Below are 8,314 nucleotides of genomic sequence, written 5' to 3'. Positions count from 1 at the left end.
ACAGAATACATTCCTTTTGCAAAATCTTTTCCAGCTAAATCTTGTGAAACTTGAACTGTTTTATTTTCATATTTCACACTAGCAACAAAACTATATAATAATTCTTTAGATCCGAAAGTAATAGTTTTGGCCTCTCCCAAAACATTGTTTTTACTATCAATCACTTGTACATAATAATCTTTGTCTCCAGATTTAGCAATTGAATTTTCAGCAATAGTAAAGCTTATTTTAAGCACATCAGCTCTACTGGCTTTATCTGTAGCAATTTCTTTTCCTGAGCTTTTTAATTTGTAAGCAGCAGTTTGCAAGTTCAATATTGATAATTTAGATCCTTTATCAACCGTTTTTGCTAACTCTTCATTTTGTCCAACTAAAACTTCATTGAACTTTTGTGCTTGACCCAAAACAACAACTGTACTATCACGCTGGTTAGTTAAAGTAACGTTTTGTTTTTTCAAACCTTCATTTTCTTTCATCAATTCACTCATGTGAGCTTGCATAGTACGAACTTGGCTTTTGTATTTTGACAAATCACCATTGGATTTTTTAAGTTCATCCATCAAATTAACGACTTTATCTCTTTCTTGAATTAATTCCTCAGACATTGAGGTGTTTTCAGCAATAGCGGCGTCATAAGTTGCTTTCAGATCTTGTAAATCTTTCATAACGGATTCTTTTTCAGATCCAACTTTTACAACTTCAGAATGAACTGCTTCAACTTCAGAAGACATTTTAAAAATATAAACTAAACTCCCTACTAATAAAATAGCTAAAACTGCTATAACAGCTTTTAAACTTGAATTGTTTTTTTGATTTTCCATGTTAAAATATAATTGTTTTTTACAAATTTAATAATATATATAACGCAACTTAATACAATTATATTATTTTTGGGAAATATATTTTTTATGGAAAAACTTATCACTCTAAGTATTAACGACCTAGCCAAAATAACCAATCATCGAAGTGGTGAAATTAAATTTGGCGAAAAAATACTTACAATCCCCAAAGATACTGACCCAATTGACTTTATAAAATCAAGCGAAGCAAAATTTGTCTTATTTGGAATTCCGGAAGACATTGGCGTAAGAGCAAATTATGGAAGACCTGGCGCGGCTTCGGCTTGGGAAAGTGCCATTAAAAGTATTGCCAACATACAGCATAATCGTTTTTCAAAAGGAAATCATATCATTGCTTTAGGTCAGTTGAATGTAAAGCAAGAAATGGAAGAAGTAAAACATCTCGATTTCAATGATATTGATGATCGTTCAAAATTAAGTCAATTGGTCGAAAAAATTGACAAAGAAGTTTCACATATAATTTGTAAAATAATACAATGCGGTAAAATCCCAATTGTTATTGGAGGCGGACACAACAATGCCTACGGAAATATTAAAGGAGCGGCTCTTGCCAAAGGAAAATCCATAAATGCCATAAATTTTGATGCACATTCCGATTTTAGAATTCTGGAAGGCCGTCATAGCGGAAATGGTTTTTCATATGCATTTGAAGAGGGTTTTTTAAAAAAATATTTCATTTTTGGATTACATGAAAATTATACTTCCAAAAGTGTTTTGGATATTATAAAAAAGATTGAAGATAGAGTTCGATATAACACTTACGACAGCGTTAATATCAGAAAAGAAAAAGACTTTGAACAAGAAATGATTACTGCTCTAGATTTTATCAAATATGATCCTTTTGGAATCGAAATTGATTTAGATGCAATCCCAAATATTGCAAGTAGCGCAATGACTTTAAGTGGTTTTTCAATTGAAGAACTCCGTCAATTTGTTTCATTTTTTGGAAAAAATAAAAATGCAACTTATTTACATATTTGTGAAGGAGCTCCAGACTTAGGAGAAGAAAAAAACAATCATTTAATCGGGAAGCTTATAGGGTATTTAGTAACCGACTTTATGAAAGCGCAGAATTCTATCATACTGTAAATCAAATTAAAAAGTTATCAAAATTCAAAAATAATAGGCATAAAAAATAATAACACTACCTTTGTGGACTTATCTGTGTACTTAATACAAGATATTTAATACAAAAATTATGTTATTCGAAGATTTATCACTTTCAAAAAGTATACAAAAAGCCGTATTTGAAGAAGGCTATACACAAGCAACTCCTATTCAAGAACAATCCATTCCAGTAGTGCTGGCAGGAAGAGATTTGGTGGGTTGTGCGCAAACAGGAACTGGAAAAACTGCCGCTTTTGCAATTCCAATTATACATCAATTACACCGCATCGTAGGTTCGTCAAAAAAAGCAAAAGTAATTCGCGCGCTTGTTGTTACTCCTACAAGAGAATTAGCTGTTCAAATTGGACAAAGTTTTGACACCTATGGTAAATATACCAACTTGACCCAATTGACAGTGTTTGGAGGTGTTTCTCAAAATCCACAAGTAGACGCTTTAAAAAATGGTATTGATATATTAATTGCCACACCAGGACGTTTATTAGACTTACACAAGCAAGGTTTTATAGATTTAGACCATTTACACACACTTGTACTTGATGAAGCCGATCAAATGCTTGATATGGGGTTTGTCAACGATGTCAAAAAAATTGTAAAGCTTACGCCAAAAAACAGACAAACTCTTTTCTTTTCAGCAACGATGCCGATTGCCATCAGAGAATTGGCAGAAATGTTTCTTACAGACCCAGAAACAGTAACAGTATCTCCAGTTTCATCAACGGCGGAGAATGTAGAGCAACGCGTTTATTTTGTTGAAAAAACAGAAAAAAGAAACTTATTGTACCATTTGATAAAAAATGAAAATTTATCAGATGTTCTTGTTTTTTCAAGAACAAAACACGGAGCTGACAATGTAGTAAAGGCATTGAGAAAAAAAGACATTCCCGCCGAAGCTATACATGGAGACAAATCCCAAAATGCGAGACAACGTGTTCTTGATGCATTTAAAAATAAAGAAGTTGGTGTTCTTGTTGCTACTGATATTGCAGCCCGTGGAATTGACATTGACCAATTACCTTATGTAATCAATTTTGATTTGCCTAATATCCCCGAAACTTATGTTCACCGAATTGGAAGAACTGGTCGTGCCGGAAATGGGGGAATCGCAATTTCTTTTTGCAGCAAAGATGAAAAGGATTACTGGAAAGACATCCAAAAATTGATAAAAGTAGATGTTCAAACTATAAATGATCATCCTTATCCTTGGCATTCTGGAAGTCCTAGCGAAGCTACAGCTTCTCCAAAAAACTCAAACCGAAGTGGTGGTGCACATAAATCGAGAAAATCCGCAACATCTAAACAAAATAAAAAGCGCTGGTACTAAGCCCTTTTAAAATTTTTAAAAAATTATAAAAAAACACATTTTAATATTACATTAAAATGTGTTTTTTTTATTTAAGCACATAGATATCTAAATAAAAACAAAAGCATTGCTATTAAACAACGCTTTTTGTTTTTAAAATGAGACAATTAATGATTTTAAACAATTGTACAGACTCAAAAGGTTTTACAATAATATCATTCATTCCAGCCATGATTGCTTCATCAGTTATTTCGTTTTTGTCAAAGGCTGTCAATGCAATTATAGGAGTTTCAATATCTCTCTGCCTTATTCTTCTTGACGTTTCAAACCCATTCATCAAAGGCATATTAATATCCATTAAAATAATGTCAAATTCTTCGTTTTCCAAAATTTCCAAAGCCTTAAAACCATCATCCACAACAACGCAAGAATAATTGTTTTTCTCTATGGTTTTTTTGGTTATCAATTGATTAATGGGATTATCCTCAACAACTAACACTTTAAAGGCTTGGCTTGAAGTCATATCGACTTGAATATTATTTATGATTTCTGTAGTTTTACCAGCATTACATTCGAAATTTACAAGAAAAGTAAAAGTTGTTCCTTTTCCTAATTCACTTTCAACAGTAATTTCACTCCCAAAAAGCTCCAATAATCTTTTTACTATTGCCAGTCCCAATCCAGTTCCTTGATAATCAATTTCTTTTCTCCCTACCTGAACAAATTTATCAAATATTTTTTCCTGATCTAAAGATGCAATACCAATTCCGTTATCTTTAATCTTAATCGCTATAGAATGCATACCATCTTTAATTGCAATCTGTTTGGCTATTAAATTAACCTCCCCATTTTTGGTGAATTTCAGCGCATTGCTTACCAAATTCATAAGAATTTGAGCGAACCGTAGTTTATCACCTATTAAGCTTTCTGGTATTGATGGATCAACATCTATGTATACTTTATTGTTATTTTTTTTTGCAATAAAAGACAATGAATTTTTTATCATATAAAATTCATCAGTCAAATTGAAGGATAAATTATCCAGGATAATTTTATTTTCTTCAATTTTATTGATTTGCAAAATATCATTAACTAAAGACAACAGATAACGTGCTGAAAATTTCAAAGAATTTAAATGAGGACTTGTGGCAAGTTCTTTGTGTTCTTCCAATAATAAATCGGTAATACCAACTACTCCATACAATGGCGTTCTCAATTCATGGCTTATGGTGGAAACGAATTGCGTTTTTAGAATAGCTGATTCCTGTGCTTTTTTATTGGCAATAATCAACTCCTCATTGGCAATCATTAAATCGGCATTTGATTTTAATCGGAACTTATTATTTTTTATTAATGAATTAAGGAAGAGTAATAAAACAAAAATTGCTATTATGAAAAGTAAAACAATAATTCTTGATTTTTTCAAACTTTGAAATTGCAAATCCTTTTCATTTTCAATTTTATCAATAGCTCTTCTATACTCATCCAATTCAAAATTAATCCCTTCTACATTTGCCTTTTCTAATTTTTCTTCCGCATAAATTTCGTCATTGAGTCTTGTGTAAATATCCAGGTTCTCATAGGCCCTTTTGTAATCTTTTCGCTTTAATAGAAATTTGGAATACTCCAAATGAGAAAATGATAAATCGGACTTTTCATTTAGTTTTTTTCCAAGCCTAATAGCCTCTTTAAAATACAAATCAGCTTTTGTATCTTCATTTTTATAATTACAATACATGCCGTTAAGCATATTAAGTATTACAATGATAATATCGTTATTGTGTTTTTTATAATAGGAATTAATCATTTTTAAATTTCCTTCACCTTCATCAAACTTACCAATATCAAAATATGCCCAAGCTATATTTAGATTTGTAAAAGCCATTTGAGAAGAATCGGGAATTTTTTTACTATATTCAAGTGCTCTTCTATAATAAACTATCCCTTTTTCGTATTTCTTTTTTTCAAAGCAATACATGTTCCCGAGATTATTGTTAATCCTTTGTTTTATAGTATCATTTTGAGTTATATTGGCGTAATTTAAAGCTTTTTTGTAGTAAAAAATTGCCTTGTCAAATTCAGCTAAATCATTATAATTAGCTGCAACATTATTATAATTTTGGGCAATAAGAACATTGTCATGTATAGCTATCGATTTGCGCAAAGCTAACCTTGAAACCAATAAAGATTTTTCAAAATCACCAGATTCTCGTAGCTTAGTTGCTTGTTTTGTTAATTTCTCAATTCCTTTTTTGGTAGGCAATTGAGTTTGACCAAATGCAGTACCCAAAAAACTAGACCACAAAATAATTAACAAAACTATTCTTATTAGGGGCATAAATAGTAGTTATTTATTCAAATATACATTATAATCTATAGATATATTACATTCTAATACAGAATATTTTAAAAATATAACATTAACGTTAATAAATAAAAAAGCAGTTACATTTGGTATGTAACTGCTTTTTTATTGTAATTAAAATATGGACATTTTGGCTGTCTCAATCGAAAAAAAAACAAAATAATTTTTAATAATTTACACTTTTTTTTCATCTTCCCATTTTCCAACTACTGAAGTCGCCAATGCATTTCCTAAAACGTTTGTTGCACTTCTAAACATATCGCAAAAATGATCTATTGGTAATATCAAAGCAATTCCTTCAATTGGTATTTTAAACATCCCACAAGTTGCTGCAACAACTACCAAGCTTGCCCTTGGAACTCCTGCAATCCCCTTACTAGTAAGCATTAACACAAAAAGCATTGTGAATTGAGTCGGGTAATCCAAATGTATTCCATAGGCTTGTGCAATAAAAATAGCCGCAAATGTCATATACATCATACTTCCATCAAGATTAAAAGAATAACCCAAGGGCAACATAAAAGACACTATTTTGTCTTTTACTCCGAATCTTTCTAATTCTTCTGTCAGTTTTGGAAAAACTGCCTCAGAACTGGTAGTACTGAAAGCAATGATCAGTGGACTTACAATATGCTTTAACAATGATTTCATTCTTTTCCCAAGAAAAAGTAACCCTACAAATATTAATACCACCCAAAGCGTACCAATACCTATTAGAAAAGAACCAAAGAATTTAAAATAAGTAATCGCTAATTCCTGAAAATCTCTAACAGCAAAAACCCCTGCAATAGCACCAAAAACACCAATTGGAGCAAATTTCATTACAAAATTCACCATTTTTAAAACAATATGTGATGTTCTATCCAAAAAGTCGGTTACTGGTTTTGCGTGATCACCAACTGCTGCTGCCGCCAATCCAAAGAATATAGAAAATATTACAATTTGCAAAATTTCATTGGTAGCCATTGCTTCAAAAAGACTTTTAGGTACAATATGCTCTATGAAATTTTCAAAAGACAAATTTTGAGTTTTTGCAGTAACATCTGTAGCCGAAGCTAAATCAACATTAGATAAATTTAAACCAACACCAGGTTGCAATAAATTCACATATAACATTCCAATCAATAATGAAATAAATGAAGCAGTAAAGAACCAGGCCAAAGCTTTTCCTCCAATTCTTCCAACCGTTTTTACATCCCCTAATTTGGCAATTCCAACTACTAAAGTTGTAAAGACCAATGGTGCAATAATCATTTGTACCAGTCTAATAAAAATAGTTGCTAACATTTTTATTTTATTGCTGAATTCTTGAGCATTTTCAGCTGAAACAGAATTGTGAATGATAACACCTAAGACAGCTCCTATGAGCATTGCAATCAGAATTTGACCTGTAAGGCCGCTTAAAAAAGATGGTTTTTTAGTTGTAATAGTAGTCATTTAATTAATTTCAAGGTTAGATCTCAATACTTAGCTCGTCAAAATACTGAGTATGCTATGCAATTATAAATATGTTTTATTCAAAAGATAAAAATCAGCAAGAACAATAGCTGCCATGGCTTCTACAATAGGAACAGCACGAGGTACTACACAAGGATCATGTCGTCCTTTCCCAGTCATTTCGGTTATATTTCCTTTATTGTCCAATGATTCCTGTTTTTGCATTATGGTTGCCACAGGTTTGAAAGCAACACGAAAATAAATATCCATTCCATTGCTTATTCCACCTTGAATTCCGCCAGATAGATTGGTTCTGGTAGTTCCGTCAGGGTTGTATAGGTCATTATGTTCGCTTCCTTTCATTTTAACACCTTCAAATCCGCTTCCAAATTCAAAACCTTTCACGGCATTGATGGACAACATTGCTTTTCCCAATTCAGCATGTAATTTATCAAAAACCGGCTCCCCTAAACCAATAGGCACATTTTGAATCACACAAGTAACGGTTCCACCTACAGTATCACCTTCTTTTCGAATTTGTTTGATATAATCTTCCATTGTTGCTGCCATAGTTTCGTCCGGACAACGTACAGGATTGCTTTCTATTTTTGAAAAATCCAACTCTTGATATGGTTTTTCAAGAAAAATTGGCCCTACAGAAGAAACATATGCGTTTATTTTAATTTTAGGAAGCATTTGTTTTGCAATAGCTCCTGCCACTACTCTACTGGCTGTTTCACGTGCTGAACTGCGTCCCCCTCCTCTATAATCACGCACTCCATACTTTTTTTCATACACATAATCTGCATGACTTGGTCTGTAGTTGTCTTTTATATGTGAATAATCATCTGATTTTTGATTGGTATTCGGAATAATGAACCCAATTGGTGTTCCTGTAGTTTTGCCTTCAAAAATTCCAGATAAAAATTGAACATCATCCGGTTCTTTTCTTTGTGTAACTATTGCAGATTGACCTGGTTTTCTTCTTGACATTTCAAATTGAATTGCATCCAAATCAAGTTGAATCCCAGAAGGACAACCATCTATAATTCCACCCAATGCTTCACCATGCGATTCTCCAAAAGTAGTTACTCTATATAGTGTTCCGTAGCTATTTCCCGCCATTGTTTTAAAATTTTACGCAAATGTAAGTTTTATGGATTAAACTAAAAATTATAAATTAGTAATATTTCATAATAATTTCATGCAGTATTCATATAAATC

Annotated in this window: 6 protein-coding genes; 2 read left to right on the top strand and 4 right to left on the bottom strand. The window is 31.9% G+C overall.

Annotated features, from left to right (window positions below; all coding sequences use genetic code 11):
- Window positions 1-821: hypothetical protein (locus B0E44_RS16580; protein ID WP_077377813.1), on the bottom strand; the 821-nt coding region annotated here is incomplete at its 3' end.
- A gap of 87 nt (window positions 822-908) precedes the next feature.
- On the opposite strand from B0E44_RS16580, the gene B0E44_RS16575 reads away from it, so the two are divergent.
- Window positions 909-1,949 carry a formimidoylglutamase gene (locus B0E44_RS16575; protein WP_077377810.1) on the top strand — a complete coding sequence of 347 codons (1,041 nt, stop codon included), beginning with the start codon at window positions 909-911 and terminating at the stop codon, window positions 1,947-1,949.
- A 109-nt stretch (window positions 1,950-2,058) separates the two neighbouring features.
- Complete coding sequence (locus tag B0E44_RS16570; RefSeq protein ID WP_077377806.1) at window positions 2,059-3,309, top strand: DEAD/DEAH box helicase; 1,251 nt, start codon at window positions 2,059-2,061, stop codon at window positions 3,307-3,309.
- A gap of 112 nt (window positions 3,310-3,421) precedes the next feature.
- Here B0E44_RS16570 and B0E44_RS16565 read toward each other — a convergent pair whose 3' ends face one another.
- From B0E44_RS16565 to aroC, 3 genes are all read right to left on the bottom strand, one after another.
- Complete coding sequence (locus B0E44_RS16565) at window positions 3,422-5,626, bottom strand: response regulator (protein WP_077377804.1); 2,205 nt, start codon at window positions 5,624-5,626, stop codon at window positions 3,422-3,424.
- Window positions 5,627-5,827: 201 nt separating this feature from the next.
- A complete protein-coding gene (locus B0E44_RS16560) occupies window positions 5,828-7,090 on the bottom strand; it encodes a dicarboxylate/amino acid:cation symporter (protein ID WP_077377801.1) in 1,263 nt (420 codons plus the stop codon).
- A gap of 63 nt (window positions 7,091-7,153) precedes the next feature.
- Window positions 7,154-8,215, bottom strand: coding sequence for a chorismate synthase (aroC, locus tag B0E44_RS16555; protein WP_077377798.1), 1,062 nt, complete (start codon window positions 8,213-8,215; stop codon window positions 7,154-7,156).
- Between the last annotated feature and the right edge of the window lie 99 nt (window positions 8,216-8,314).

The organism is Flavobacterium sp. A45 (assembly GCF_002001005.1).
Lineage (GTDB): Bacteria > Bacteroidota > Bacteroidia > Flavobacteriales > Flavobacteriaceae > Flavobacterium.
The sequence above is the reverse complement of the archived record's forward strand: the minus strand, read 5'-3'. Positions and strand labels throughout refer to the sequence as shown.

Bases quoted from the DNA above. Each gene is read 5' to 3' on its own strand.
- B0E44_RS16575 (WP_077377810.1), top strand. From the start codon at position 909: ATGGAAAAACTTATCACTCTAAGTATTAACGACCTAGCCAAAATAACC.
- B0E44_RS16570 (WP_077377806.1), top strand. From the start codon at position 2,059: ATGTTATTCGAAGATTTATCACTTTCAAAAAGTATACAAAAAGCCGTA.
- B0E44_RS16565 (WP_077377804.1), bottom strand. From the start codon at position 5,626: ATGCCCCTAATAAGAATAGTTTTGTTAATTATTTTGTGGTCTAGTTTT.
- B0E44_RS16560 (WP_077377801.1), bottom strand. From the start codon at position 7,090: ATGACTACTATTACAACTAAAAAACCATCTTTTTTAAGCGGCCTTACA.
- aroC (WP_077377798.1), bottom strand. From the start codon at position 8,215: ATGGCGGGAAATAGCTACGGAACACTATATAGAGTAACTACTTTTGGA.